We start from the raw sequence: 26,979 nt of genomic DNA on the forward strand, positions 1-26,979 counted from the left end.
TCTTCCGCCTTCTGCATATGCCCGGTATGCTCAAAAACATGAGTGAGTATTCCTACCGCATCGCAACGCAAAACGACATTCAAGCAATCACTGACATTTACAACGCTGCAGTCATACGAGGTGGATCATCGGCCGATATAACCCCACGCACATACGAACAGCGCAAAGCATGGGTTGAATCGCATCATGATCCGTACGCGGTGTTCGTTACGGAAACGGCAGATGATGACGGAAAGAAGCAGATCATTGGATTCAGCGCGCTTTCCGTTTTCTATGATCGCGCGGGATATGACGGCGTCACCGATCTTGCCTACTACATCGACCCGCAATGGCAGGGCAGGGGAGTCGGCACATATACGCTCACCAAACTGCTTGAAGAATGCCGACAGCGTAATATGCGTAAGGCATGCGGCATTATTTTCGCAGACAATGCCGGTTCGATCGCACTGATGAAACGGTTCGGTTTTACACAGTTTGGCCTCATGCCAACCGCCGCCACCGATTCCACCGGCACCATGCGTGACATGAGTTACTGGTATCTCGACCTGTAAGTACAATCTTTGCGGTTATCAAGACGAGACAACGTGGCGCAATATGAATGTGCGCAATCGTACGTATGAATGAATGGAACGATTTCAATGGCATCTGATTTCTGGCTGATCGCAGGACTTGGCAATCCGGGCTCCAAATACGAAGGCACCCGTCACAATATGGGATTTATGGCAGCTGATCTGCTTGCCGAACGTTGGTCGGTCAACTTTTCCGACCATAAAGGGCTTGCCATGCTCGGCAAGGGTGTGATGAACCTGTCCGGTCGTAACGTCAAATTCTTCCTGGCAAAGCCGCTCACCTACATGAACGAGTCAGGCAATGCGTTGGCTTCCATCAGCGCCTATTACCAGATTGAACCGGACCATATCGTGGTGATCCACGACGACATGGATCTTGATTTCGGACGTATCAAAGTCAAGGCAGGCGGCTCCGCAGGCGGCCATAATGGCATCAAGTCGATTGATCGTGCCTTGGGAACACCGAAGTATGCCCGTGTACGCATGGGCGTTGGACACGCGCAGCGAGGTGCCCACGCCCACGACAACACCGTGAACTGGGTGCTGGGCGGATTCGGACCGGATCAGCGCAAGCAGCTTCCGGAATTCCTCGCCGATGGCGCTGACGCCGCCGAAACCATCATCTTCAATGGCCTCGCCAAGGCTCAGGAGCAGTTCAATGGCCGCTGATCCGGTGCAGTTGCCGACTTCAGGTTCCCTGGCTGGCATTCTTGACGTACTCGAAACCGACGAGGATTTCCGTGCGTTGATTTCCGGTGAGATCGAGGTGCCGGAATCCGACATAGACCCCAGCATTACCGTTGGCATTCCCGAAGGATTGCGCCCGGCACTGGCCGCTGGAGCATCGGGAACGCGGCCGGTTGTGCTTGTGGTGGCCTCTGGCCGCGAAGCCGAAGAGACGGTCGAGGCGATTCGTTCGTGGTATTCCGGTGATCCAAACGATGTGGCACAGCTTGAAGCATGGGAAACCTTGCCTCATGAACGCCTTTCGCCACGCGCCGATACCGTGGCGAGCCGTATGGCGGTGTTCCGCAGGCTGAAGCACCCTCAAGAGGGAAGCAAGCTGTTCGGCCCCATCCGCATTCTCGTCATGCCGGTGCGATCCCTGATCCAGCCAGTGGTTGCAGGTTTGGCCGACGTGGAGCCTTTGGTGTTCTCTCAAGGCGAGGAATTGGCGCTCGACGAGGCGTCGAGTCGACTGGTGGAGAATGCTTATACTCGAGTCGACTTGGTGATGGATCGTGGTGAATTCGCGGTGCGAGGCGGCATTATCGACGTGTTTCCGCCGACATTGCCGCATCCGGTGCGTATTGAGTTCTTCGGTGATGAGATCGATACCATCAGGGAGTTTCACGCTTCGGATCAGCGCACGTATGGTGAGGACGTTCCTGTGGTTTGGGCCACGCCATGCCGTGAACTGCAATTGACCGACAAGGTGCGCAAGCGTGCGAAATCCCTGATTGGATCCATTCCCAATGCCGAAGACATGCTGGAGTCCATTGCCAACGCCATTCCGGTCGAAGGTATGGAATCGTTGCTTCCCGCATTGGTCGACGACATGGAGCCGGTGCAGGGCATGTTGCCCAAGCATGCGCTGGTCATGCTCTCTGATCCGGAAAAATTGCGTCGTTCGGCTGACGATCTCGCAAAAACCGCCAATGAGTTTCTTGCTGCCAGCTGGCATGTCGCAGCATCCGGTCATGGTGCCGGTGCTCCGATCACGTTTGATCAGGCGAATTTCTACGATTTTGAAGAAACGATTTCATCGCTGGTTTTCTCAAGGCACGACGTATGGAAGCTTACGAGTTTCGGCGTGGACCCAAGCAGGGAAGGACACGTTCAGCTCGACGCTGCCAATCCCGGCGAATATCGCGGGGATGAAGTCAAAGCCGCATCCGGTATCGAAGGTCTTCTTGATGCCGGCTATGCCGTCACCGTCACTGCAGGAGCGCAAGGTACTCTTGTCCGACTCAAGCGTGCCATCAACGAAACGGGAATCGCCAACTTCGACTGCATCAGATCGCGTGCCATTGATGGATTCGTCGATAATGCTGCGAAAGTCGCGTTGCTTACCGAACGCGACCTGACCGGACGTACATCGGCCGCGGGACAGGCAAAAACACCGAAACGTCGCCGTAAGGCCATCGACCTTATGGAGCTCAAAGCCGGCGATTACGTGGTGCATGAGCAGCATGGCATCGGCAAGTTCCTCGAAATGCGACAGCGTACCATCGGAGCGGGAGCTAACCAGACCACACGTGAATATCTGGTCATCGAATACGCATCCAGCAAGCGCGGCGCACCTGCCGACAAACTGTTCATCCCCACCGACCAGCTTGACCAAGTCAGCAAATACATCGGTGCCGACGCTCCAAAACTCAACAAACTGGGCGGATCCGACTGGGCTGCTACCAAGGCGAAAGCACGTAAGCATGTGCACGAAATCGCCGAAGATCTGGTCAAACTGTATTCGGCACGTCAACGCATGCAGGGGTATGCCTTCAGCAAAGACACCCCATGGCAGAAAGAATTGGAAGACGCTTTCCCATACCAAGAAACCGCCGATCAGCTGACCACCATCGACGAAGTCAAATCCGATATGGAAAAGCCCGTGCCGATGGATCGCCTGATTTGCGGCGACGTGGGATTCGGCAAAACCGAAATCGCCGTACGTGCCGCATTCAAGGCGGTGCAGGATTCCAAACAGGTGGCTGTGCTGGTGCCGACCACATTGCTGGTGCAACAGCATTTCGAGACGTTCACCGAACGTTTTGAAGGATTCCCGGTGGAAGTAAGGGCGATGAGCCGTTTCCAAACCACCAAGGAGATCAACGACACCATCAAGGGACTTGAAGACGGTTCCGTCGATGTGGTGATCGGTACGCACAAACTGCTCGGACCGAAGGTCAAATTCAAGGATCTGGGACTGGTCATCATCGATGAGGAACAGCGTTTCGGCGTCGAACACAAAGAGACGTTGAAGGCGCTGCGTACCAATGTGGATGTGCTGAGTCTGTCGGCAACACCGATTCCGCGAACGCTGGAGATGGCCGTTACAGGCATTCGTGAAATGTCCACGTTGGCCACGCCTCCGGAAGACCGCTTGCCGGTGCTTACCTACGTTGGCGCGTATGAGGATGCTCAGGTCACTGCTGCGGTCAGGCGTGAGCTGTTGCGCGGTGGCCAGGTGTTCTACGTGCACAACCGAGTGCAAGACATCGCTTCGGTTGCCGCGAAGATTCACGAGCTGGTGCCGGAATCGCATGTCGGCATCGCCCATGGCAAGATGGGGGAGAAGCAGCTCGACGGTGTGATCCGAGACTTCTGGCATCGCGACATTGATGTGCTCGTATGCACTACCATCATTGAAACCGGTCTTGATATTTCCAATGCGAATACGTTGATCGTCGATCATGCCGACCGTTTCGGCCTAAGCCAGCTGCACCAGCTGCGTGGCCGTGTCGGGCGAGGCCGTGAGCGTGCCTACGCGTACTTCCTGTACGATCCGGCCAAGCCGATGACCCAGCAATCGCATGACCGACTGGCCACCATCGCGCAGAACACTGCGCTCGGTTCAGGTTTTGACGTGGCGATGAAGGATCTTGAGCTGCGTGGCACCGGCAATCTGCTGGGCGACGAGCAGAGCGGGCATATCGAGGGCGTTGGCTTCGATCTGTATGTGCGCATGGTTTCCGAAGCTGTCGAACGGTACAAGGAGCCGGAACGTACGGAATCGGTTGCTGTCACCATCGATCTGCCGATCGAAGCGTCCATTCCCGTCAGCTACATCGATTCCGACAAATTGCGATTGGAAGCCTACCGCAAGCTGGCAGGGGCACGTACGGAAGCCGATCTTGACGAGTTGCGCGATGAGCTTACGGATCGTTACGGCAAGCCTCCGGTCGATTTCGAAGCATTGTTCGATGTGGCGAGATTGCGATTCAAAGCAAGAAAGCTTGGCATTACGGAGATCATCGGTCAAGGGCGCAACATTCGTGTGTCCAAATTCGAGCCACGTGAATCCGTACAGATGCGCATGGCGCGAATTTACAAAGGCATCCAGTACAGGCCTGTCACCCAAACGTATGTGATTCCCACCCCGTTTGCGGGTTCGCTTGGATCCGGGCCAATGAGTTCCGATGAGGTCATTGGATGGACGAACCAACTTCTCGACGATCTTGACTGGAAGCCAACGCCAAGGAAATAGCAGGCGAAGTTCGGGGCGCGTCCGACACGATTTATGTGAGCGTTCACATAAATCGTGTCGGATAAGTTTGCCATACGTCCACAAAACGCACTATTCTAGGCAATGTCATCACAACCTAACGTTTATAAGGAGTAGTTGTGGCAGTAATTGAAAGCGTTTACGCGCGTCAGATTCTCGATTCCCGCGGCAACCCGACCGTTGAGGTCGTTCTCGACACCGAAGACGGTGCTCAGGGCCTGGGCCTCGTTCCGTCCGGTGCTTCCACCGGTGAAGCTGAGGCTTGGGAGCGTCGCGATGGCGACAAGTCCGTGTACCAGGGCAAGGGTGTTCTCAATGCCGTCAAGGCCGTGAACGAAGAGATCGCTCCGAAGGTCATCGGCATGGACGCTTCCGACCAGCGCGCTCTCGATGAGGTCATGATCGAGCTCGACGGCACCCCGAACAAGGGTCGTCTGGGCGCCAACGCCATCCTCGGTGTGTCCCTGGCTGCCCTGTACGCCTCCGCTGAGTCCGCAGGCCAGCCGCTGTACCGCTACATCGGCGGCACCAACGGCCACATCCTGCCGGTTCCGAACATGAACATCATGAACGGTGGCGCTCACGCTGACTTCGCCACTGACATTCAGGAGTACATGATCTCCCCGTACGGCTTCAACACCTACAGCGAGGCTCTGCGTGCAGGCGTTGAGGTCTACCACACCCTGAAGAACGTCCTGAAGAAGGAAGGTCTGGCTACTGGCCTCGGCGACGAGGGCGGCTTTGCTCCGAAGATGAAGTCCAACAAGGACTCCCTGAACTACATCATGGACGCCATCTCCGCCGCCGGCTACGAGCCGGGCAAGCAGATCGGCATCTCCCTCGATGTGGCTTCCTCCGAGTTCTACAACAAGGAGACCGGCAAGTACCACTTCGAAGGTGACGATCGCGAAGCCGGCTACATGCTCGACTTCTACGAGAACCTCATCAACGAGTACCCGATCGTTTCCATCGAGGATCCGTTCCAGGAAGAAGGCTGGGAAGACTGGGCTGCCATCACCGCCAAGCTCGGCGATCGTCTGCAGTTCGTCGGCGACGACCTGCTGGTCACCAACCCGGCACGTCTGGCTAAGGGCATCGAGCTCGGTGCCGCCAACTCCCTGCTGGTCAAGCTGAACCAGATCGGTACCGTCACCGAGACCCTCGACGCCATCGAACTGGCCACCAAGAACGGCTTCACCTCCATGGTTTCCCACCGTTCCGGCGAGACCCCGGACACCACCATCTCCGACCTGGCTGTGGCAAAGAACACCGGCCAGATCAAGACTGGTGCTCCGGCTCGTGGCGAGCGTATTGCCAAGTACAACCGCCTGCTCGAGATCGAGGAGGAGCTCGGCTCCACCGCTCAGTACGCTGGCTACAGCGCTTTCAAGGCTTGCAAGAAGTACATCGCCAAGTGAGCGTAAGCGCATCGAATATGCGCTGATGTAGAGTGCCCGTCGTGTTCCTCGTCGAACGCGACGGGTATTTTCGTTGCTATGAGTTCAAAGTCACGCAAGAAAGCATCCAAAAGAGGCAGCGCTGGTCCCATCGCGTTCTTTGTGGCGGTATTTATCGTGGCTTTAGGATCTATCCAGTTGGCGTCGACATTCCACACCTATGCGTTGAATATGGCTGAATTGAATGGCTTGAAGAAGCAGGAAGCCTCATTGATAGCGCAAAAGCAGGAATTGGAAAACGACATCGCGCGTTGGGATGATAAAGCCTACGTTACGGCGCAGGCGAGGGATCGTCTGGGATTCGTATTTCCGGGAGAACAGGCTATTCGTGTGGAACATCCCGAAGCGGTAACCGGCGAAATCACAGAAGATAAGAAGACGACGGACGAATCGCAGAAAACCGTACTGCCTTGGTACAAGGAAATGGCGTATTCGTTCAAACAGGCCGATCAATCGGATGAAGTGAAATCGAGGGAAACGTCCGAAAGTACGTCAACCGGCGAATCGGATGCGAATGGAACGAGCCAGGAATCCGGTGGCCAGCAGCAGACTTCACAAGACAACAACCAACAGCAATCAGGAGATCAGCAGGAGTGACACAGGGTATGACAATCAGCGAACAGGCCAAAACCTTGGCGAAGAAGGTTCTCGACCAGCCTGCCACCGAGCATGATATTGCTGTGGTCGAGCGTCAGTTGGGGCGTTACCCGCGTGGCATGGTGGCTGTCGGAGCACGTTGCGTGTGTGGCAGGCCTTTGGCTGTGGTCACGCGTCCGCTGCTGCCGGGAGGCGTGCCTTTCCCTACCACTTGCTATTTGACTGGCCCGGAAGCGGTGAAAGCCATCTCCCACATCGAAGCCGAAGGCAAGATGAAGGAGTACAACGATCTTTTGGCTGAAGATGACGATCTGAAAGCTGCTTACGAGCGTGCGCACGAACTGTATTTGGCGTTCCGGCATGAAATTGCCGTTGCTATGGAAGACAGCGAAGAGCATATCGAAGGCACCAGTGCCGGTGGCATGCCTGTTCGCGTCAAGTGTCTGCACGCCTTGCTGGCGCAAACGCTGGTGATGGGCGAGGGCGCCAATCCGATCGGAGACATGGCATTGGAGGCGATTCGTCATGAATTCGACCCCAATGTATGCCGCTGCACGGTGGAAAACGAAGACTGAACCATATTCAGACAGAAAGAAGAAGCAATGAAATCCGTTACTGTTGCCGGCATTGATTGCGGTACGAACTCGATTCGTCTGAAGGTCTCCCGAGTCAGCGAAGACGGCGTTGAAGATATTGTTCCGCGTATTCTTCGTGTGATTCGTCTCGGTCAGGATGTTGATAAGACGCATCGTTTCGCCGATGAGGCATTGGAACGTGCTTACGCCGCTGCCCGCGAATTCGCCGAGGTGCTGAAAGAGCATCCGGTGGATGGCATTCGTTTCGTTGCCACTTCGGCCACTCGTGATGCTGAGAACCGTGAGGAATTCGAAGACAATATCGAGCAGATCCTCGGCGTGCGTCCGGAAGTCATTCCCGGTACGGAAGAGGCTGATCTAAGCTTCCTTGGTGCCACGAGCGTGGTTCGTCGCGACGTCGAAGCTCCGTATTTGGTGGTTGATTTGGGTGGCGGCTCTACGGAATTGGTGCTTGGCGGCGATGGTGTAAGCCATCCGAACACGCAGGTGCAGGCCGCGTTCTCCATGAACATTGGCTCGGTGCGTATGACCGAACGCCACTTGAAGAACGATCCGCCTACCGAAGCGCAGATTCAAGAGGCTATTGCCGACATCGACGAGCATATCGATGAAGCGTTCAAAACGGTTCCTGCAGGTAAAACGCGCACTATCATCGGCGTGTCTGGCACAGTGACTACCATGACCGCTCTGGCCATGGGATTGACCGAATACGACCATTCCGCGGTGGATGGTGCCAGATGCTCGCTGGAAGACGCTTATGCGGTCGATAACAAGTTTCTTAAGATGCCGCGCGAAGAGCGCCTGACCTACAAAACCATTCACCCGGGTCGTGTTGACGTGGTCGGCGGCGGTGCACTGGTGTGGAATCGTGTGCTCGCCAAAGTCAGTGAAGCGGCCTATGCTGACCATGGTCAGCATATCGACTCCTTCATGGCCAGCGAACATGGTTTGCTTGATGGCATTGTGTTGGATTACGGCACGCGATTGCTTGCCGAACGTTAACGTGGCATAATAACTTGGGCGTCGGCTTGTTCGATGCCTTGCCGCCATGGCGAAACTGGTATACGCAACCGACTTAAAATCGGTCTCTTCGGATTGCGGGTTCGATTCCCGCTGGCGGCACCATGCGACCCAATCAGAATATACTGGTTGGATTTTGTTTTATCTCGCGCTGAGATGAGCTTAATGTTGACTCAAAATCCGGTGTCCACATGATGAACAACGCATGACAATCGTCGTGCAAGGGGCTAGTTTTCTCTGCTGTGAGAGTGGTGAACGGCGAACAATCTATGCGAAGCAGAAGATATGCGTCTCTATCTATTGACTATTTGACAACGAATCTTGCATACAGTGCGGTACTGTCGATGCTTCCGATAATGCTCACCCAGCGTGTCGGCTCAGCGAGTGTTTTGTCGGGTGTGATGCTTGGTGTTCTATCGGCTGCAGCACGGGGAAGTACACTGTTTTTAGGCCGGTTGATTGAGAAAATATCAACACTATGGCTCATGCAGATCAGCTTGGCGATTATCGTACTGGGACTAGTATCTTTTGCATGGCTATTGCAGGTTTCGCCTGTATTTGCTTTGCTTGGCTTGATGTTGTTCGGTGTTGGCATTTCATTGGTGAATTTCACTCTTCGAGGGCACATCATTGCAACCACTGCAGATAGCAAGGAGCAAGCATCATTCTTTTCGCTGGCAACCTTGTCTGCGAACTTAGGAGCTGCTATTGGTCCTATCACAGCGTCTTATGTACAGTGCAGACTTGGTCTCGCCAACTTTCTCATCATCATTTGTCTGATATATGCCGTCATATCCGTTATCACCGGAATTTGTTTTGATCGACATGTTTATCTACGAACTTCAGATAGTCCTTCAGAGGAAAAAACTTCGATTCTTTCCACCATCGGTACATTATTGAGCAGTCGAAGAATGTTGCCGGTATTGCTGATTGTCGTTACTGGCAGTGTGATGAATGGGCAGCTTTTTTCTGGCATGTCACTCGTATTTCATGGTTTTTCTTCAGATCTGCTGCCGAGTGGACTGTTCTTCACTGTGGATGCCATTGCTGGGATAGTTTTGCAGTTCCCCATCAGCAGGCTGGTGGTACGCATCATGGATACAGGAAAAACATCAACGTATTGCATGGGCTTAAGCCTAGGGTTGTACGGCATCGCTTTTGTGCTGTTCGCAGCGGGAACGTTGATGCAATCGGTATGGTTCATATTTGCTGCTCTGCTGGTATTTGCATCTGCGGAATGCACGTACGCACCGTTGACAAATGTCGCCATGGTGGAATCCGGAGAAAACATGCCTCTTGTCGACATACTCAATTGTCGTCTTATTCTGACAGCCATTGGTGAATCCATCGGATCATTTTGTGGCGGATTTTTCGTGCCTTTTCTCACATCGGCTTTCCATGCAACATGGATGTATTGGCTGGCTTTGTCCATTATTGCAGTTTGTGGGCTTTTTTTAATGTATCCGAAAGGAAATGCAGATAAATGAATAAGAAATTTGACGTTGTGTCTCAAATACTACGTAATGCAGAAATTGCTCCTAAAAAAAATCGCCGTTGAAGATATGTCTGGATGCCTCACATATGAACAACTAGTTCAACAATCGATGAATCTCAAACAAAAGATACTCTCCCAGTATGCTATTCAATAATGATGACTTGTCATTCATAGTCCGATCTCAGGTCTTCTGGCTGCGATGACGGCCTAATGGTCGAGGTCGTTGTGAAATATTGCTGGATAGCACGTACGAAACAATCCGTTATTACACTGGCGGCATTGATAACCCCAAGTAGCCGACTGGAACGGAAAAAGTATGACGTCGAAAGATATCAAGCCAGTAATCGAACAGCCCGATACGGAAATTCCGCTGATGCTCTCCCAAGCGATTATCGTCGCAGGAATTTTGGCTGTGGGCGAACTGGCTTGTTCTCCGCTGTATTTCTCGTTGTTGAAGGCGTCGTTGGCATTGATTCCATGGGCTATGGAAGCGGTGTTCATGGCAGTGGCGTTCACGTTCGTTGTGGGCTTTGCGCTGCTGTGGTGCGCCGAATCGTTCACGATCAAAATGCGTGAACGGTTTCGACCGTTCGCATATGCGATTGTTGGACTTATCGGTTACGGTGTGTGGAGCCTGCTGGTGTTCTCCGCCACCATCAATTCCGTGCTTGCCATGGTGGGGGAGAGTGTGCTCACCAATGGCCAGATTGGTGCGATTGCGTTGAATGGCGCAGCTCTTGGTTTCGTCGCCTTCCTGTTCGCCAAGTTACTTGACGTTAAACTCGGCAATCGTAAAACCACGGCCATTATCATGCTGGTGGTGGAAGTTGCGGCCGCCATCATTGGTTTGATTATTATGATTCTCATGTTCCGTGCATTGTATGCAGCCTGAGCAAGACACCTGAGAAGCAAGGCGACGATTGGTATGTTCAGTATTCTCGAAATGTTCAAGATAGGCGTTGGGCCAAGTTCCTCACATACTGTTGGTCCGATGGTGGCGGCATGCAAATTTGTCGAATCACTTGAACATACGGGAACGCTTGGCCGTGTGAGCCGCGTGCGCACGGTACTGTATGGATCTCTTGCGTTGACGGGCTTGGGGCACGGTACCGATCGCGCGACTGTGGCAGGTCTGGAAGGTAACATGCCGCAAACCGTCGATACGGACCATGTGAACATCATTCGTCATGAATGCGAGTCGAGTGGGGAACTGCTGCTGGCCGGTAAGCATCGCATCGATTTCGACTATGCGCATGATGTGGTGATGGACATGTGGCATCGCTTGGCCGCACACCCTAATGGCATGCGTTTCCAGGCATTTGACCAGCAGAACAATCTCGTTGATGAACAGGTCTGGTATTCCGTCGGTGGAGGCTTCGTACGGCAAGGCAATGCCGAGGATCTGATGATCGGCATCCATGAGCGTCCGCCGATCGGAACGTCTTTCGCCGATCAGCAGAGTGATTCTTCACTTGATGACGGCTCGGATGTGCCATATCCATTCACGTCATGCGACGAACTCATTGCATTATGTGAGAAGCACCATATGAGCATTGCCGACATTGTGTGGGCCAACGAAACGGCCATGCAGTCGGCGGTGCAGGTTCGCAGCGAACTGGATAATGTGTGGCGGGTGATGCGTCGTTGCGTACAGCACGGATGCCATACGTCGCAGACCGTGTTGCCCGGCGGTTTGAATGCGCCCCGCAGGGCACCGAAAATGTATGCAAGGCTTGCCTCGAACAGTGATGTGCTTGCGCGAGACAAGAAACGCGCGGATGCGGTGCTCGAATCGTCGGATGCGGCATGGGTGGATTTGTTCGCTTTGGCGGTGTCGGAGGAAAACGCCGGCGGTGGGCGAATCGTCACCGCACCGACCAACGGTGCCGCAGGAATCATTCCGGCAGTACTTCACTATTACTGGCATTTCGTTGACCATGCGAACGAAGAGGGTGTTATTACCTTCCTGCTCACTGCAGGCGCGGTAGGGTACCTGTTTAAACGCAATGCCTCCATTTCCGGTGCGGAAGTCGGATGTCAGGGAGAAGTCGGTACGGCATGTTCGATGGCTGCGGCCGGTTTGTGCGCGGTGATGGGCGGTACTCCACAGCAAGTGGAGAACGCTGCGGAAATCGGTATCGAGCATAATCTGGGACTGACCTGTGATCCCGTGGGAGGTTTAGTACAGATTCCATGCATCGAACGCAACGCCATGGCTGCGAACACTGCCATCAACGCGGTTCGTATGGCCATGCTGGGAGATGGAACGCATATCGTGACCCTCGATCAGGCCATTAAAACCATGAAAGACACGGGCGAAGACATGATGTCCAAGTATAAAGAAACCTCAAAAGGTGGTTTGGCGGTCAATGTCGTTGAATGCTAGCGGTGGTTGGTGCTAGTCTAGGTGGCATTGTGCTTTTCAAGGAGGTTCACCATGGCATCTCAAATGCCCGTTGTCAATGTTGAGTTCGGCGATCGCCCGACCATCGAATTCCCGTCCGAGACCGCTCCGACAGGTCTGAAGGTTGTGGAGCTGCTCGAGGGCAATGGTCCGATGGTTCGCCGCGGCGACACCGTCACCGTTAACTATCACGGCGTGGTCTGGGGCAAAGACACCCCGTTCGATTCCAGCTTCGACCGTCACCAGCCGGCTAGCTTCGGCATCGGTGTCGGACAGGTCATCAAGGGTTGGGATCAGACCGTTCCGGGGCACAACGTCGGTTCCCGCTTGGTGGTATCCATTCCGCCGGAGTATGGCTATGGTTCCCGTGGCGTTCCGCAGGCCGGCATCGGCGGCGAAGACACCCTGGTGTTCGTGATCGACATTATCTCTACCCGCTGAAACTAAGCGGTATAAAGTAATTTCCAAGGTCAAGGAGGCAACATGGCCGAAGAAAAAACGCTTCTGCTGACGCAGGAAGCTTATGACAAGATGAAAGAAGAGCTCGCTTGGCGCGAAGGCGAGTATCGTGACGAGATCCTCTCCAAGGTTTCCGCGGCTCGCGCCGAGGGTGATTTGAGCGAAAACGGTGGCTATCAGGCCGCTCGTGAGGCTCAGCGAGTAAATCAGGGCCGCATCGAGGAACTGACCGTCAAGTTGCGCAACGCGAAGATTCTGACCGCGCCCAAGGCCGGCGAAGTCGGTGACGGTTCTTTGGTGACGCTGGATGTCAACGGCCGTGAAATGGTCTACGTGCTTGGTACGCGTGACCTGTCCATCGCTACGGACTACAGCATCATCAGCCCGGAATCCCCGATCGGCGCAGCCATCAACGGTGCTCACGAGGGAGACACGGTGTCGTATACCGCTCCGAACGGACGTGAGATTTCCGTGACCATCAAGGAAGCCAAGCCGCTCGCCTGAGTGATGTTCGTTATAAGCTGAATCTGATATTCCAGCGATATAAATAACAAGGCTGGTTCATCGAATACAACGGATGAACCAGCCTTTTCGTATATTTCGTCAAACTGCAATCAGATATGATCTGAACTTACGGCCATAGCTGCACGATCACCATGTAGATCGCCACCATGTGGCATGCGTAACCGGCGACGGTGCCGCAATGGAAAATCTCATGGAAGCCGAACACCTTCGGCCATGGATCAGGCTTACGTAGCGCGTATACGATGGCTCCGGCGATGTAGCAGGCGCCGCCTGCGGCCAACAGCACCACAACCGCCGGACCGGCGTATGGTGAAATCCAGAACAATCCCATGAATGCCACGCCGGAAACGCCGAAAATAATATACACAATCACATAAAGCCAGCGTGGGGCGCTGATCCAGATGACGTGAATGATGAGAGCCACGGTAGTGCAGATCCACATGCCCGCGATGATTGAATTGCGCCAGAACGGTTCGAGTGCAAAGGAGACCGGCGTATAAGTTCCTGCGATCAGCAGGAAGATATTCATATGGTCGATGCGTCGTAGCACATCGGTAGTGCGAGGTGACCAATCGCCCAAATGGTAGCAGGCGGAATTGCCGAACAATACCAGCGAACACGTCATGAACACGGCGCACGCCCACTTCAAACCGGTACCGTACGCTAGGCAGATCAGCACAATGCCGGCCGCTAATGCCAGAGGAGCGGCCACGGCATGAATCCAGCCGCGCATCGCCGGTTTGGGCCGACCGTGCACGTCAAGACGAATCTTACGTTCGATCTCCGCCGGAGTGATGCCTTCCATTTTCGCGGCACGAGCTTCGCCCTTGGCTATAGCCATTTTCGCCTTGCCGTCGGCCTTCTTGCGGATGTTCTCGGCCTTGTTGCGTGCCTTCACGCGAATAATATCGGCCTTGGCTTGAAGGGCCTGTTCGCGTGCTTCTGCGATGATCGCTCGTTTTTCCTCGATCTGAGCGTCTGTGGGTTTCGCCATCTGCGTGCCTCCACTATAAGTTACGGAACCGTAACCTACGTTACCGTAACTCATGGATATGTCAATATCTTTTTCCAATAATATGCGTCTAATATGCGCATGTGTCGTGCAAAACCTCTGGCGTGATGCGTATGATGGAACGCATGGCTGATTTCTCATATATCTTGACGACCCGTCCCGATTTCGATGACGAAGATCGTGAATGGCTGCATCATCTGGTCGCCGACTGGCAGGTGATTGCCGACTTGAGTTTTGCCGACCTGCTGCTCATTTTGCAAAATGGCGAGGGCAAATACATTATCGCCGAGCAGTGTCGTCCATCCACGGTGATGAGCCTGAGAACCGATGACGTCGTTGGTGATGTTGTTGAGGAGGAGATGAGCGCTGAATTGGATGCCGCGATGGCTTCCGAGTCGGTGTTCCGTTCCACGGTGCTCCGCACGGTGGGTGGTTCCACGGTATGCAACGTGTACGCGCCGGTGCGCCACAACGGTAAGACGCTGGGACTGGTGGTACGTGAGACGAACATGGCTACCCGAGAGTCGAATGGACGTTACGAATCCGAAAGCATCAGCGCGGGCAAGCAGCTGTATGAGATGATTCCGCGTGGACAGTTCCCGTACCGCAATCCGGTCATGAACCAGCGTCATAATGCGCGTGTGGCGGACGGTTTCATCGTGCTCACCGTCGACGGCATCGTGCGATACGCTTCGCCAAACGCCATCAGTTGCTTCCGACGTTTGGGATCGGTCAGCACCATGCAGGGGGAGTACTTGAGCGAAATCGGCACCAAACTGCTGCGTGAGAACGATCCCGTGCTGGAAACCCTGCCTCTGGTGCTCAGTGGCAAGGCTGCCGTCGATTCTGAACTTGACGCCAACAAGTCTGCAGTGTCCATGCGTTCGCTGCCATTGGTGGATGCCAATGGCCGTGTTGGCGCTGTTGTGCTATGCCGAGATGTGACCGAGCTTCGTCGTCGTGAAAAGGAACTGCAGACCAAGGATGCGACGATTTCCGAAATCCACCATCGCGTCAAGAACAATCTGCAGGCGGTTTCCGCATTGTTACGGCTGCAGGCACGTAAAACCAAGTCCGAAGAAGTCAAGAAAGAGCTGAAAGAGGCTCAGCGCCGTGTGCAGACCATCGCCATGGTTCATGAAGGCTTGAGCCAGACCGCCGATGAGATCGTGGACTACGACAAGGTCATTTCCAATCTGTTGAAGATGGCTGTGGATCTGGCCACCATGCGCGACCAGCACATTGACATCGATTTCATCGGTCGATTCGGCATGATGCCGGCGCAGGATGCCACGCCGCTGTCTCTGGTGCTGACCGAGCTGATCACCAATTCCGTGGAACATGGTTTTGAAGGTCGAAAAGACGGGCACATTACGATTTGTGTGGGTCGTGGTGGCAACAACCTTAATGTCGTGGTTGAAGACAATGGCATCGGTTTGGCCAATGAAGAGCATAACGGCATGGCGCGTTCCTCCGGGTCCGGCCTGGGCACGCAGATCATCAGCACGTTCGTCAACAACGATTTCGGAGGTACGGTCCGTTGGGAACCTCGCCGTGGCGGCGGCACCCGAGTGGTGCTTGACATGAAGCTGCGTGCGGCGTAAGGCGTGATAAACGCGAAAGCGATTCGGAAGGCATAAAAAAGTCCGGTCAGCTGCTAGCAGTCAACCGGACTTTTTTGTAAGCTGCTATTCGCAGAGCGTATGCGAATGACGAATCTTCGAAAAACCTTTAGATCTGCATCTGCATGGCCTGGGAACGACGGGCGCGCATGGCACGACGCTTAAGCGCGCGGCGCTCGTCCTCGCTCAGACCGCCCCAAACACCGTAATCCTGATTGGTGTCGAGAGCACATTTCAGACACGCGTCAATCACCTTGCAGGTGCGGCAGACGGCCTTGGCCTCTTCAATCTGCTGGTAGGCGGCGCCTGTGTTGCCGACCGGGAAAAACAGTTCCGGATCCTTGTCGCGACATGCGGCCTTGGCGCGCCAGTCAAAAGCACTGCTCATATAATCGCCTTCCTCTTGCCATGTACGGCATGTAAGTCCGTTAATCAGATAACCACGAATCGTGCGACTTTTCAAGAGTCTTCACGAAAAGAATCCCACGAATCGTCAAAAACCTTGAAATTCCACACACTGAATAGGGCAGGCTTTGGCTTGTTGAATGAGAACGCCACGACCGTGGAGGGTATAGTCGTCCGCTGAGAATTCGTCCAGAATTGCGCCGGGAATGCCCAACATCAGATCATTGGAACGTTCTCCGCAGGGGAATGCCACCCGGGTAGGGCATCGGTCCAACAGTGCGGAAGTAGGTTTTTCCATAGCTGCGATCACGGTGATATTGGGATTTGCCAATGCCTCCCGCAGTTCGTTCGCCTCAGGCGAAGTGGAAAAAGGATTGAGCGGCTCGTCCGCATCATCCACAATCCAAATGGTGCGTTCATGCAAAGGCGAGGGCCTTCCGTCATCCGTCGTCATGCCATGTTCGCTTTTGCGTGTGAAACGAATATTGGCACGACCTGTATCATACAGCCAACGTGCGCAATGCAGCAGCAGATTGGTTTTGCCGCTGCCATAAGCGCCGATAATGGCGATGTTTTGTTGGCTCACGTCAAGAATGGCGGTATGTACAAGCACTCCATCGTCGGCAAGGGCGAAAGGAATTTCGTGCCATGGCCGGTTCGTTGTGGTCGACAGATCGGATTGCGTCGCATGCCGGGCGAGAGGATCGGAAAACAAGAGATCGGGGTGTTTGCAAGCATGGAATCGTGCGGCTGTGTTGATGTTGCGGCTAAGACGGTCAACATCTCGAACCGCGCTGCACAGGAAAGGCGTGGTGCGCTGTCCGTCATTGCAATAGGCGGCGCCAGGCATATTGGGAGGAATCAACGCCGCGTTGCGTATGCCGATCAATTCGTTCGACTGCATCTGGTCCGTAACCCTTAAACATATGTTTAACGATATGTTGGCCTTCATATCTGCATGGACCTGGCCCATGGGATTTTGCGTGCAGACAATCAGATGCATGCCGAGGGAACGGCCGAGCGATGCAAGACGGTTCAACCGTTGCATATAGTCGGGCAGACGGTCGCGAAGCGCGTGGAACTCGTCGATGACCACGACCAGTCTTGCCGGAGGATTGGACAGCTGATCGAAACGGGAGACACGTTTGGCACTCACCAAAGCCTCACGCCGAGTCAGCTCCTGTTCTATGGCGTTCAGTGCACGGACCGCATGGGACAGATCAAGATCGCAAACATTGCCAACCGTGTGTGGAAGCTGTTCCAAGGCGTTGAACGTCGATCCGCCCTTGAAATCCAGAAACACGAAATGCAGATCGTCCGGGCTGTACTGCATGGCGAGCGATAGACACCAACTGATGAGCAGTTCCGATTTTCCCGATCCCGTGGTGCCTGCAACCATCGCGTGCGGGCCTGACCGTTGCAAATCCGCACGGAACAAGCCATGTTGCGTGATTCCTAAGGGGCAGGAGGATGTGGGAGAGAGCCACGTTCGTGCGATGGAACGCCACGGCAGCATGTCGTCGTCCAAACCGTAGAGGCGTTCGAAACATACGCGGGGCATCGTGGCGAATGGTGGTCGGTCAATGGCCCGCTCTAGCGTTTCCGCGACCTTCGACGGTGTGCCGTCCGCAGGTTCGTCATGATGCTGTTTCTGACGGGACCGCAATGCCATGGATACCAACGACATCGCACTGCCGATAAGCCCCGGAGCAAGCATAGCCACGTACAGCCATTGTCGTTGCGTTACCATCACGACAAGCATGACGAGCTGCGCCAGCACAGGTGCGGCCCAACTGACGAGCATCAGCCGGTCTTCATTGAATCCATCGGTATGCTTGCGTTTGTTCTTGCCATTCATACCCGCCATAGTGGGCAATGCGGATGAGCGGGTGCAAGCTGAAACTAGGGTTGTGGTCGGAGGATGAGTTATCCACATCTTCCGACCGGAATGTCAGCCCTACTGTTCGGCAAGCGTGCCTACAGTGCCTGCCTTGTGGGTGCCTTTGGCCAGCTCGGAGAACAATTCGAGATTCTTCTCCTCATCCAGCAGCACGCTGGAGCCAACGCCATCAACGTAATAGTCGGGGTCGGTCCAGTAGACGCTTCCCGAAATGCCTTGGTCTCCAGAAGCGCTTTTGAAGGCCAAGGCCATGCGCATCAGCGATGAGGTCGAAGCTTTCTCATCCACGGTCACGGAGCTTAACGCCGCTTCCGCGACTTTCTTGACCTTGCCGAAGTTCAGAAGCGTATTCTTGGATGCGCCTTTTTTCACTATGGCGTTGATGACCTGGCGCTGACGGGCTGCACGACCGAAATCACCTTGCGCGTCGGCGTAACGCATACGAGAGAACGCAAGTGCGGTGGTGCCGTCGGCAGTATGGCAACCGGCAGTCCAGTTCAGTTGGGAGTACGGGTCATCCACGTCTTGGTCGTAGCACAATTCGACGCCGCCAAGGGCGTCGACCACTTTGACAAGGCCGCCGAACTGCACCATGGTAACATGGTTGATTTTCTGCCCTGTGATGTCTTCAACCTCATTGACCAGCTGTTTTCCGCTATACAGTTGCGCGACCGCATTGATTTTCATATAGCTTTGGTCGATTTCCACCAAAGAATCACGCGGAATGGAAATCAGTGAGGATGGGCCGGATTTCGGCTTGGTGAGTACGAGAATGGTGTCTGTTCTGAAACCGGTCACGTCTCCCGCATCGCCAATGGTGCCTTCGCGCTCATCGGAACCGAGGATCAGCCAACTTTCACCGGCGGTATCGGCTTTGTCGGTCAGCCAGGACTGTTTGTTGAGCTGCCCGTCCACCCAATTCCATGAGGAGAATATCGACAATCCCAAAGTGAGGATTATGGCAAGGAAGATGATCAGAATAGTTCTTCCCACATGTCGCTTTCCATGCGGTCGAGTGGCTTTTTTTGCGACGGATTGCAATGCCAATGCGCCGGAGCCAGCCATGTTTTGGCTTGGGGTGCCTTGTTTGGTCATTCGTGGCGTGTTTGCTGATATGGAGGAGGAGCCTCGTACCTGTTGTGCCGCACGTTTCGGATTATGCGGTGCTGAAGCAGGTGCGAATGATGTGGGAGAGGACGTGGCCGGTTTGCGTGTTCCGTTGGCGGAACGTGCGGCAGGACGGAAGCTTTGCGGTATGCCCGACGAAGCTGCGGATGGCGCTGCGGAAGGTGATTGCGTGGATCGTCTGGCCGAATGCGAAGCACTCGAACGGGCCGGTTGCGAGGCAGGAGAAAAGCTCGGAATCGATTGGGAACCGGATTTCGGAGGAACCGGGGATTTATGAGGTTGTGGTTCCGTCTTCTTCCGTCCTGCGGACGGGATGAAGCTCGGTGGTACGGACATGGGGTCCTTGCCGCCGTTTTCTTCACTCATATAAATATCCTCCAAAAAGAAATCCGTTCCTACACCATTTACACCGTGTAGGAACGGATTCGGTGAAAGCGGTCTAGTTCTTTGCGGGAACGGCACAAACCGTCGCGTTGAGGTAACGGTCGGCAAGTCCGATGTACTGCCCGGTAAGAGCGTCATGGATGGAACCATCTTCAGGGTCGACCGTGCCGCCGGTGTTCGGATCGATCAGCGTGCCATCCGCCTGCGTGATCAGACCAGTGACTGGATCGGGTGTTGGCGCGGCTTCCTGGGAACCCGTGTTGTCGGTGCCTTCAGCCGAATTATCGGTGGAATCGCCGGAATTGTCTGCGTTGCCGGCATCAGTGTTCGCATCGGACTCATCAGAACCATAAATCGGCTTGTCCGCGCGCATCTTCTCCCAAAGCGTCTCTGCCTCATCGGCCCAGACCGAACGGTTCGGATCCGACGGCGCGGACACCACTGGAACGGTCTGCGAATACAGGTTGGACAGATTGAAATCCTTGAGGCTCATGGCGAGACCTGCAAGTGCGGCAGTGTCGGCCATGCCTTGCGAAATATACAGTGATTGCAACGCCGATTTCGCCAGCTGGTATAGCTGTGCGGTATCGGTGAAAAGATTCTTGCTGAGCGCCTCGTTCATCAACTGTTTGATGAGGTATTGCTGTCTGGTCGTGCGCGACGTGTCGGAACCATCTCCCAAACCATGGCGGGTTCGCGCGTACTGCGTCGCCTGATATCCGTCCAGATGGTGCAGCCCCTTGGTGAGCTGCAGGCTGGTGTAGGGATCGTCGACATCCTGCGGGATGCACAGGTCGACGCCTCCCACGGCGTTGATCATCTTGACCAAACCTGCGAAATCCACGACGATGAAGTTCTGAATGTTCAATCCGGTGAGACTGTTCACTGCATTCAACGTGCAGCTTGCGGCCGAAGCGAGATCACCGCCGGTCTGATATGCGTTTGCGAAAATCGAATTGAACATCACATTGTATTGCGCGGGAATCGTACCATTGGTTGTCTCGCACTGAGGCACATCCACCAAGGAATCGCGCGGAATGGAAACCAGGTTGATTTTGGTGCGGTCCGCGGAAATCTGCGCCACCATCGTGGTGTCAGCCTGATGGTTGCCTACCACATCGTCGAAATTGCCTCCGACGGACTGGTTTTCCTCGCCGTCGCGGGAATCCTGCCCGATGAGTACGAATTCGATGGGCTTGCCGGAATTTGGGTCGATGATTGATGCGTTGGCGTCAAGTGAACCTTGGCCGATAATCTCCACTGAATGGTTCTTGATGATGCCATTCACATCCAGCCATGTCGCGGCTGCCGCGGTTCCCGAGAACACCAGCATCGCCGCGATGACCGAAGCGACTATCGTTCTCGCGCGATGCTGCACTCGATAGCCAAGGCTGTGACGCGGCTGTGCGTCTCGCAGTCCATTGACGTTAGGAAGCTTATCGCCGGCTGGTGATGTGGTCACGGTATCGCCTTCCTGTTTATACAAAAGATCACGCCATATCTCAACGCGTTCTAGAACATACCACAATGCTGTTATGGGATTATAGAGATGTTCCCCGATTTTCGCTGATTCTGCTTCAGACCCCCGTCACCTTTGTCGTTCCTTATACCACATTTTTCTTGAATCAAGGTTATTGACACGGCGGAAACTTGACAAAAAGAAATTGCATGTGTGTAATTTAACACGACCAAAGTGCGCATACGTATAGATAGGGGAGGACGCATGTGGGGCGTGATTGATGAGTCCTCCGACAATCCGCTTGCGGAGTTGTGGGGTCTGTTCAAGCGCGATGACGATGTTTCCTGGCAGCATAGGGCCTTATGCTCCCAAACCGACCCGGAGGCGTTCTTCCCCGAAAAGGGCGGTTCCACTAGGGACGCCAAACGCGTGTGCGCCCAATGCGAGGTTCGTGAACAGTGCCTGAAATGGGCCATCGAACACGATGAGCGATTCGGTATTTGGGGTGGTTTGAGCGAACGCGAGCGTCGTCGTTACAAGAAGGAACACAAGGAACGGGCATGACGTACGGCATACCCCGTGCGTACACTTGAAATTATGAATTCTAATGCCAGCAGCGATATTCAGGGAATCGTGACCGATCTGCTCAACAGCAGGCCGTACTCTCACCGGCAGGATGCCGATCCGTCCGTGGCTGCGGTGATCACCGCGCAAAGCGATTTACGCTTTTTCCCTGCCACCTTTGCGGCGGTGCTCGCACAGAGTGTGCTTCCGGGCACCATCATCGTTGCGGATTGCACCAATCAGGTTGAGCAGCCCATGCAGATGACGTTTGACGTCATTCCGTCGCCGGCTGGCGTGCTTACGGAAGTTCCTGAAAGCAAAACCGTACGTGTCATTCTGGTAGGGGTGAAAGGGGCGACGTCATTCACGAACGCCGTGTCTCGCGCGATGCGTCAGCTCGATCTTGACGCCCAGATTAGCGCACTGTGGACTTTGCACGACGACTCCAGGCCGGCCGACGAGTCGTGCCTCGAATCATTGCTTGATGCTTGGAGAAACACGCCGACGGCGTCTTTGCTCGGCGCGAAACAGCTGGATTGGCAGGCGAAAAGTCTGCATAACGTCGGTCTGTATGCGGGGCACCACAATCTCGTGTCTTTGGTGGTGGATGGGGAACCCGATCAAGAACAGTATGATGGCCGGCAGGATATGCTGGCAGTCTCGCTTTCCGGCGCGTTGGTTCCATTGGCCACCTTGCGAACGTGGAAGGGCGCTGATTCCTGGTTTGGTACCTTCGCAGAGTCCACGGATCTATGCCGGCGCATCTGTCTGGGCGGAGGTCGTGTGGTGGTAGTGCCGCAGGCTCGGATTGCCCATAGGAGAGCACGGTTCGAAGGCGTACGCTCCAAAAGTGGCCAGCAGGTCGAAGACGAGGATGGTCGCATCGATCCATATCTCGCGAAGCGTGATGCGAATACGAAATATGCGTACACGGATGTGCACCGTTCCTGGTGGCCTTTGCTGTGGATCTGGTCGATTATCAAGGCGCTGGGCTTGTCCGTGCTCTGCCTCACCCGTAAGCAGCCGTACCATGCCTGTTGCGAGCTAGCTTTGCCGTGGCGTTCGCTGCTTTACCTGCCGGGCGCATGGCGTGCTCGCGCCAGGCTGCGCGAGCAAAGCAAGGTTTCCCTGAAATCATTGTCGGCATTACAGGCGAGCCGTCAACAAATCAAACAATGGAACGATCGCAAGCGAGCCTTCCTCGACCAGCGTGGCACGGTGATTCTTAGCCCCCTCGCTAAAGTGCATCTGCGCAAAAGGCTGATGCGCAGGTGGGGATTTGCCCTCACTTCTGCGTTGATCGCGTTCGCTTGGATCGTCTTCCTGTATTGGAATGTGTTCCGTAGCGTGTTCTCCGGCGCATCGATGTATTCGCATACATTGTTGCCGACCGACGCAAGCTTTGCCCAGCTGGTCCGTGCCGCCACTACGTCGTGGGCATATACCGCGGGAACTGGAGTCAGCGCGCCGAGTGCGCCATGGCTGTTGGTGCTTATGGTGGTTTCCGTGTTCACTGCAGGGCATGTGGCGACCGCCGTCGCTGTGGTGTTTTTCCTGTCCGCGCCATTGATGGTGCTGTCGTTCTGGGCTTTGGCTGGAATATTCACCCGCTCTGACACGGTACGTTGCGTGACCTCATTGGCATGGTTCGCCATAGCGTTGTCAATGAGCGTATATAACGATGCTGATGTGGCGATGATGACGGTTATGGTGTTCCTCCCCGCGGCTTTCGCGTTCTCTTTCCGAGCTGTGGGCATGTATCGAACGGAGGATTTGCTCAAGCCTCAGGCTTCCGTGCAGGCCGCCGCTCTTGCCGCGTTATGCTTCATTCCCGTTGTGGCCGCCGAACCGCAATTGTTACTGCCGTTGATGTTGTCGTTCCTTGTGTTCCTTATTCTTGTGCGCTCCCATAGAACGACTTTGCTGTTGATTCCGCTGCCGGCTGCGTTCGTATGCGCGCCGACGTTGGTCAATGCGGTTCGCTACGCGGGAGCTGGCACCTGGCGTCAGATTTTCGGTAGCGTGATGTTGCCGTCGTCGGCGCATGATGGGCGTCCGATGATCGTCAATCTTTCGGATATCGTTTCCCGCGCGTTCGGCGTCACCCTATCAGATGAGGCATGGCAGTATGCGGCTGTGGCGGTATTGGCCTTGGCTGTGCTTCTCGCCGCGGTGTCGCTGTTCCTGCCTTTTGTGCTTCGTGTGTCGCGCATGATGTGGGTTGTGTCGGTTGCGGGCTTGGCCACTTCGCTGCTTTCCGCTGCAGTCGTGGTTGCGGTCGACTCCGATGGAGCCGTGGCTGGTTCCGTGCTTCCAGGTGTTTCGTTCACGATGATGGGATTGCTGTCTTGCGTGTGCATGGTCGCCGGTAGCGCGGTGCAACGATTCGTCATGCTGTGGCGGCGGCCCGCCGGTGATGTTGGGATTGAGGAGCATGGATCCTCTGAGGGCATTATTGCCGGTCGTGCCGTGCGAATCGTGCTGGTCGTCTTGATTGCCGCATCTGTTGTAGCGAGTGCTGGTTTCGATTTCATCACGCGAGATCATGACACGGTCGCTGCCAGCGATTCGGGACTGCCTATTGTCGCTTCCGACTTTCTTGCGCAGGATGAGGCGAGGCGTGTGCTTGCCGTACGTGCGGATAGCACAGGTTCCATCAGCTACAGTGTGATGCGCACCCGTCGAGGTGATTTGATTGACGGTTCTCCGGCGCAGCGCGTCGAAGTGGCTTTCGGTCGTTCCGATGATGCGAGCAAGGCGATTGCGAAGGACTGTGCTCAGCTATTGTCGAATGCTGATTCCGATGCCGTCACTGATCTGAGCGAATTGGGCTTCGGCGGCATCTATGTGGTGCGTTCCGGTGATGACAAGGCACAAAGGCAGATATCCGACCAGTTGAGTTCCAATATCAGCGCTTCCGATGGTACGCAGAACGTTGTGAGCACCGATGCGGGGACGTACTATCGCCTTACCATTCAAGACACAGCCAAGCAACATATCGACCGCAAGGGGTATCGCCAGGCTGAGTCGAGCGTTTGGCGCCAGGCATGGCTGTGGTGCATGGGAGTTGTTATTGCTGCGTACTGCTTGGTTGCGTTTCCGCGCATGAGGCGTCAGGGTCAGGAGGAAGCATGAGTAAGCATTCCCGTTCCAAAACGGTTTGGCGTGTGACGCTGGCAGTTGTGTCGGTGCTGGTCATCGTCGCATTGGTGGCTGTGTCTGCGGTATATCGTCCGACATGGATTCATGCCGATTCGCCGGCGACGCAACGCTCGTCCGTGTCTCGTACGGTCAGCCCCCGCCAGCTGGAAACGTATTGCCCTGCGCGAATGACGATTGCCGATACCGATGCGTATGGTGATAGCGAATATCAGGCGTCCAACGGCAATATCGCATCGTCGGCGCGTTACACGGCATTCGGCGCGGTGTTCCATTCCTCCGTAGGACTTCTTGGCGCTGATGAGACCACTTCGGCGTTGGTACTGAACAAGGATGATGAGGGATCGGACGATGATGTTTTTATTGCGTCCGGTACCGTCGATGACGGTTCCCAGTTGCAGGACACCCGTTTGTTGTCGGCTTCCGATGGAACGGGAGCGGCTTCCTCGATAATGTCTTGGGCCACTGATGGAGATTTGAAAGGCGTTTCCGCGGCTTCCTGCGTCACACCGGCTTTGAAGCAGTCGTTGATGGTGCCGGGCACCAAAACAGGCATGACCCAGCAACTGATTGTGGCCAATCCTTCAGCCAAAGCCACATCAGTGAACATCAAGGTCTGGGGATCCGACAAAGCCGGTGCCTTGGCGTTGTCTACAGGTTCGACGTTGACGGTGGGAGCGGGCAAGGAATCCATATTGAACCTTGCCGCGGCGGCTTCCGAACAGGACGCCTTGTATGTCACCGTGTCCAGTGCGGATACTCCGGTCGCTGCCGTGGTCCGCACGATAGCAATGGACGGTCTGACTTCAAAAGGTTCGGATTATGCGGTCCCCAACAATGCTTCAGCGAAGGCGCTGGCGATTAACGGACTGTCGGAAGGCGACACCGTCAATCTGTATGTGTATCCGTCCCGGCAGTCCGACGTCACGGTATCTTGGACGGACGGAACGGGAACGAAGAACACCAATCAACAGACGCTTGAGGCGAATCGTGTTTCAGTCATCGACTTGGGTTCCGTTCCCAAGTCAGCAACCGGCCTCACCATCAGCGCCACCGAGCCGGTAACGGCTGCTGCAAAAGTCACCAATGATGGAGACGGCGATCAGGCTGATTTTGCTTTGGTCAATGCCTCGGTGCCAATGAACGTCTCCGCCATGGCCGTTCCCGACCATGCCACGGCGCAAGTGAACGTCACCAACACAGCGGACGGCGATCGCACGGCTACATTGACGTCATATAACGGAGATGGCGATATTGTGGATCAAAATGACCTTACCATCCAAGCCGGCGCTTCGACTACGGTTGAATTGGCGGATATCAATGATGGAGACGTGGCCGCGGTCAGTCTCGCCGATCCGGATCAATCCATGGTGTGGAACATCCGCGTAAGCCAGAAGGACGTTTCGGATGCAAAGCTGGCCGGAGTGTCCATTATCGGCGCAACTGATCTGAAGGAAGCCCGCGAACAGGTGTGGTCCAATCAGAACATGACCATCGTGCGCTGATCACATACCCCAATCCGGGTCGATCTCCTCAGGACGGCGCCCATACAGTTCCGCAAGACGCAACACCACTTCGTCTCGAATCGCGAACTGAAGATCCATGCGGCTGCGCGCATGCGACTGCAAAGGCATGCGGTACAGCACTATGCGCGGCGGTATGCCATGCTCGGCAGGAAACGACTGCGATCCCAAACGCGGGGTGGCCTCCCAAGGCGCCGGGTCGGATGGCGGTACATCCTCGACAGCAAACTGCACCGGCGCCACCAGTTCCGGCCACGCATCGTTGAGCCTGCGGATCTGCGCCACCAGCATATCGTCGAACATGCCGCTTCTTGTGCGATACCGTGGAAGTCTCGTGCCGAACATCGGCGTTCTCGTTCCACGACCATGACGATTTCTATACACGGTTGATTCCCAAGGCAATTGATACATGACCTCTACCATATCAGTGCTTTGCGCGAATCATGCGATACCATATTGTTCATTGCACCGACATA

At 55.1% G+C, this 26,979-nt stretch carries 22 protein-coding genes and 1 tRNA gene; 17 read left to right on the top strand and 6 right to left on the bottom strand.

Going from position 1 to position 26,979, the window contains the following annotated elements; all coding sequences use genetic code 11:
* The first annotated feature begins 38 nt into the window (after positions 1-38).
* The 13 genes from AH68_RS03755 to AH68_RS03815 all read left to right on the top strand — a co-directional run bounded on the left by AH68_RS03755 (position 39) and on the right by AH68_RS03815 (position 13,326).
* The gene (locus tag AH68_RS03755; protein WP_039199781.1) at positions 39-551 is read left to right on the top strand and encodes a GNAT family N-acetyltransferase; all 513 of its coding nucleotides are present in this window, start codon (positions 39-41) and stop codon (positions 549-551) included.
* An 87-nt stretch (positions 552-638) separates the two neighbouring features.
* The gene (gene pth / locus AH68_RS03760) at positions 639-1,238 is read left to right on the top strand and encodes an aminoacyl-tRNA hydrolase (protein WP_003835284.1); all 600 of its coding nucleotides are present in this window, start codon (positions 639-641) and stop codon (positions 1,236-1,238) included.
* Entirely contained in the window at positions 1,228-4,776 is a 3,549-nt protein-coding gene (mfd, locus tag AH68_RS03765) for a transcription-repair coupling factor (protein WP_039197771.1), read from the top strand. The genes pth and mfd overlap by 11 nt, the downstream gene beginning before the upstream one ends.
* Before the next feature lie 137 nt (positions 4,777-4,913).
* Positions 4,914-6,212 (top strand): phosphopyruvate hydratase, encoded by a 1,299-nt coding sequence (eno, locus tag AH68_RS03770; protein WP_039197773.1) that lies wholly within the window; start codon positions 4,914-4,916, stop codon positions 6,210-6,212.
* A gap of 78 nt (positions 6,213-6,290) precedes the next feature.
* Positions 6,291-6,848: an FtsB family cell division protein gene (locus tag AH68_RS03775; protein WP_039197775.1), complete on the top strand. Its 558-nt coding sequence runs from the start codon at positions 6,291-6,293 to the stop codon at positions 6,846-6,848.
* An 8-nt stretch (positions 6,849-6,856) separates the two neighbouring features.
* The gene (locus AH68_RS03780; protein ID WP_039197776.1) at positions 6,857-7,423 is read left to right on the top strand and encodes a DUF501 domain-containing protein; all 567 of its coding nucleotides are present in this window, start codon (positions 6,857-6,859) and stop codon (positions 7,421-7,423) included.
* 27 nt (positions 7,424-7,450) lie between these two features.
* Positions 7,451-8,446: a Ppx/GppA phosphatase family protein gene (locus tag AH68_RS03785; protein ID WP_039197778.1), complete on the top strand. Its 996-nt coding sequence runs from the start codon at positions 7,451-7,453 to the stop codon at positions 8,444-8,446.
* A 40-nt stretch (positions 8,447-8,486) separates the two neighbouring features.
* A tRNA-Leu gene (locus AH68_RS03790) sits at positions 8,487-8,569 on the top strand.
* 251 nt (positions 8,570-8,820) lie between these two features.
* Positions 8,821-9,951, top strand: coding sequence for an MFS transporter (locus AH68_RS03795; RefSeq protein ID WP_230307361.1), 1,131 nt, complete (start codon positions 8,821-8,823; stop codon positions 9,949-9,951).
* Between the two features lie 324 nt (positions 9,952-10,275).
* Complete coding sequence (locus AH68_RS03800; RefSeq protein ID WP_039197780.1) at positions 10,276-10,851, top strand: hypothetical protein; 576 nt, start codon at positions 10,276-10,278, stop codon at positions 10,849-10,851.
* A 33-nt stretch (positions 10,852-10,884) separates the two neighbouring features.
* Positions 10,885-12,345, top strand: a complete 1,461-nt coding sequence (locus AH68_RS03805) for an L-serine ammonia-lyase (RefSeq protein ID WP_039197782.1) — start codon at positions 10,885-10,887, stop codon at positions 12,343-12,345.
* A gap of 51 nt (positions 12,346-12,396) precedes the next feature.
* The gene (locus AH68_RS03810) at positions 12,397-12,804 is read left to right on the top strand and encodes an FKBP-type peptidyl-prolyl cis-trans isomerase (RefSeq protein ID WP_039197784.1); all 408 of its coding nucleotides are present in this window, start codon (positions 12,397-12,399) and stop codon (positions 12,802-12,804) included.
* 42 nt (positions 12,805-12,846) lie between these two features.
* Entirely contained in the window at positions 12,847-13,326 is a 480-nt protein-coding gene (locus AH68_RS03815) for a GreA/GreB family elongation factor (protein ID WP_003835271.1), read from the top strand.
* 127 nt (positions 13,327-13,453) lie between these two features.
* Here the strand turns inward: AH68_RS03815 and trhA are convergent, their stop codons facing one another.
* Positions 13,454-14,341 carry a PAQR family membrane homeostasis protein TrhA gene (gene trhA, locus AH68_RS03820; RefSeq protein WP_039197787.1) on the bottom strand — a complete coding sequence of 296 codons (888 nt, stop codon included), beginning with the start codon at positions 14,339-14,341 and terminating at the stop codon, positions 13,454-13,456.
* A gap of 143 nt (positions 14,342-14,484) precedes the next feature.
* Between trhA and AH68_RS03825 the strand changes: the two genes are divergently transcribed.
* Positions 14,485-15,963 (top strand): sensor histidine kinase, encoded by a 1,479-nt coding sequence (locus AH68_RS03825; RefSeq protein WP_039197790.1) that lies wholly within the window; start codon positions 14,485-14,487, stop codon positions 15,961-15,963.
* A 127-nt stretch (positions 15,964-16,090) separates the two neighbouring features.
* Here the strand turns inward: AH68_RS03825 and AH68_RS03830 are convergent, their stop codons facing one another.
* The 4 genes from AH68_RS03830 to AH68_RS03850 form a co-directional block, all read right to left on the bottom strand.
* Positions 16,091-16,369 (bottom strand): WhiB family transcriptional regulator, encoded by a 279-nt coding sequence (locus AH68_RS03830; protein ID WP_003835265.1) that lies wholly within the window; start codon positions 16,367-16,369, stop codon positions 16,091-16,093.
* A 105-nt stretch (positions 16,370-16,474) separates the two neighbouring features.
* Positions 16,475-18,253, bottom strand: a complete 1,779-nt coding sequence (locus AH68_RS03835) for an FtsK/SpoIIIE domain-containing protein (protein WP_052189138.1) — start codon at positions 18,251-18,253, stop codon at positions 16,475-16,477.
* A 90-nt stretch (positions 18,254-18,343) separates the two neighbouring features.
* Complete coding sequence (locus AH68_RS03840; protein WP_173405843.1) at positions 18,344-19,780, bottom strand: LCP family protein; 1,437 nt, start codon at positions 19,778-19,780, stop codon at positions 18,344-18,346.
* 73 nt (positions 19,781-19,853) lie between these two features.
* The gene (locus tag AH68_RS03850) at positions 19,854-21,176 is read right to left on the bottom strand and encodes an LCP family protein (protein WP_472924260.1); all 1,323 of its coding nucleotides are present in this window, start codon (positions 21,174-21,176) and stop codon (positions 19,854-19,856) included.
* 345 nt (positions 21,177-21,521) lie between these two features.
* Between AH68_RS03850 and AH68_RS03855 the strand changes: the two genes are divergently transcribed.
* The 3 genes from AH68_RS03855 to AH68_RS03865 are packed head-to-tail and all read left to right on the top strand — an operon-like array spanning position 21,522 to position 26,485.
* Positions 21,522-21,821, top strand: coding sequence for a WhiB family transcriptional regulator (locus AH68_RS03855; RefSeq protein WP_033501720.1), 300 nt, complete (start codon positions 21,522-21,524; stop codon positions 21,819-21,821).
* Between the two features lie 33 nt (positions 21,822-21,854).
* Complete coding sequence (locus tag AH68_RS03860) at positions 21,855-24,956, top strand: glycosyltransferase family 2 protein (RefSeq protein WP_039199790.1); 3,102 nt, start codon at positions 21,855-21,857, stop codon at positions 24,954-24,956.
* The gene (locus AH68_RS03865) at positions 24,953-26,485 is read left to right on the top strand and encodes a DUF5719 family protein (RefSeq protein WP_039197825.1); all 1,533 of its coding nucleotides are present in this window, start codon (positions 24,953-24,955) and stop codon (positions 26,483-26,485) included. Before AH68_RS03860 ends, AH68_RS03865 begins: the two co-directional genes overlap by 4 nt.
* Here the strand turns inward: AH68_RS03865 and AH68_RS03870 are convergent, their stop codons facing one another.
* Positions 26,486-26,914 carry a metallopeptidase family protein gene (locus AH68_RS03870; RefSeq protein WP_081450277.1) on the bottom strand — a complete coding sequence of 143 codons (429 nt, stop codon included), beginning with the start codon at positions 26,912-26,914 and terminating at the stop codon, positions 26,486-26,488.
* Between the last annotated feature and the right edge of the window lie 65 nt (positions 26,915-26,979).

Source organism: Bifidobacterium catenulatum PV20-2, assembly GCF_000800455.1.
GTDB classification, from domain to species: Bacteria; Actinomycetota; Actinomycetes; order Actinomycetales; family Bifidobacteriaceae; genus Bifidobacterium; species Bifidobacterium kashiwanohense_A.

Coding starts and splice junctions, on each gene's coding strand:
- AH68_RS03755 (WP_039199781.1), top strand. CDS start 39: ATGAGTGAGTATTCCTACCGCATCGCAACGCAAAACGACATTCAAGCA.
- pth (WP_003835284.1), top strand. CDS start 639: ATGGCATCTGATTTCTGGCTGATCGCAGGACTTGGCAATCCGGGCTCC.
- mfd (WP_039197771.1), top strand. CDS start 1,228: ATGGCCGCTGATCCGGTGCAGTTGCCGACTTCAGGTTCCCTGGCTGGC.
- AH68_RS03775 (WP_039197775.1), top strand. CDS start 6,291: ATGAGTTCAAAGTCACGCAAGAAAGCATCCAAAAGAGGCAGCGCTGGT.
- AH68_RS03780 (WP_039197776.1), top strand. CDS start 6,857: ATGACAATCAGCGAACAGGCCAAAACCTTGGCGAAGAAGGTTCTCGAC.
- AH68_RS03785 (WP_039197778.1), top strand. CDS start 7,451: ATGAAATCCGTTACTGTTGCCGGCATTGATTGCGGTACGAACTCGATT.
- AH68_RS03795 (WP_230307361.1), top strand. CDS start 8,821: ATGCTCACCCAGCGTGTCGGCTCAGCGAGTGTTTTGTCGGGTGTGATG.
- AH68_RS03800 (WP_039197780.1), top strand. CDS start 10,276: ATGACGTCGAAAGATATCAAGCCAGTAATCGAACAGCCCGATACGGAA.
- AH68_RS03805 (WP_039197782.1), top strand. CDS start 10,885: ATGTTCAGTATTCTCGAAATGTTCAAGATAGGCGTTGGGCCAAGTTCC.
- AH68_RS03810 (WP_039197784.1), top strand. CDS start 12,397: ATGGCATCTCAAATGCCCGTTGTCAATGTTGAGTTCGGCGATCGCCCG.
- AH68_RS03815 (WP_003835271.1), top strand. CDS start 12,847: ATGGCCGAAGAAAAAACGCTTCTGCTGACGCAGGAAGCTTATGACAAG.
- trhA (WP_039197787.1), bottom strand. CDS start 14,341: ATGGCGAAACCCACAGACGCTCAGATCGAGGAAAAACGAGCGATCATC.
- AH68_RS03825 (WP_039197790.1), top strand. CDS start 14,485: ATGGCTGATTTCTCATATATCTTGACGACCCGTCCCGATTTCGATGAC.
- AH68_RS03830 (WP_003835265.1), bottom strand. CDS start 16,369: ATGAGCAGTGCTTTTGACTGGCGCGCCAAGGCCGCATGTCGCGACAAG.
- AH68_RS03835 (WP_052189138.1), bottom strand. CDS start 18,253: ATGGCGGGTATGAATGGCAAGAACAAACGCAAGCATACCGATGGATTC.
- AH68_RS03840 (WP_173405843.1), bottom strand. CDS start 19,780: ATGAGTGAAGAAAACGGCGGCAAGGACCCCATGTCCGTACCACCGAGC.
- AH68_RS03855 (WP_033501720.1), top strand. CDS start 21,522: ATGTGGGGCGTGATTGATGAGTCCTCCGACAATCCGCTTGCGGAGTTG.
- AH68_RS03860 (WP_039199790.1), top strand. CDS start 21,855: ATGAATTCTAATGCCAGCAGCGATATTCAGGGAATCGTGACCGATCTG.
- AH68_RS03865 (WP_039197825.1), top strand. CDS start 24,953: ATGAGTAAGCATTCCCGTTCCAAAACGGTTTGGCGTGTGACGCTGGCA.
- AH68_RS03870 (WP_081450277.1), bottom strand. CDS start 26,914: ATGTATCAATTGCCTTGGGAATCAACCGTGTATAGAAATCGTCATGGT.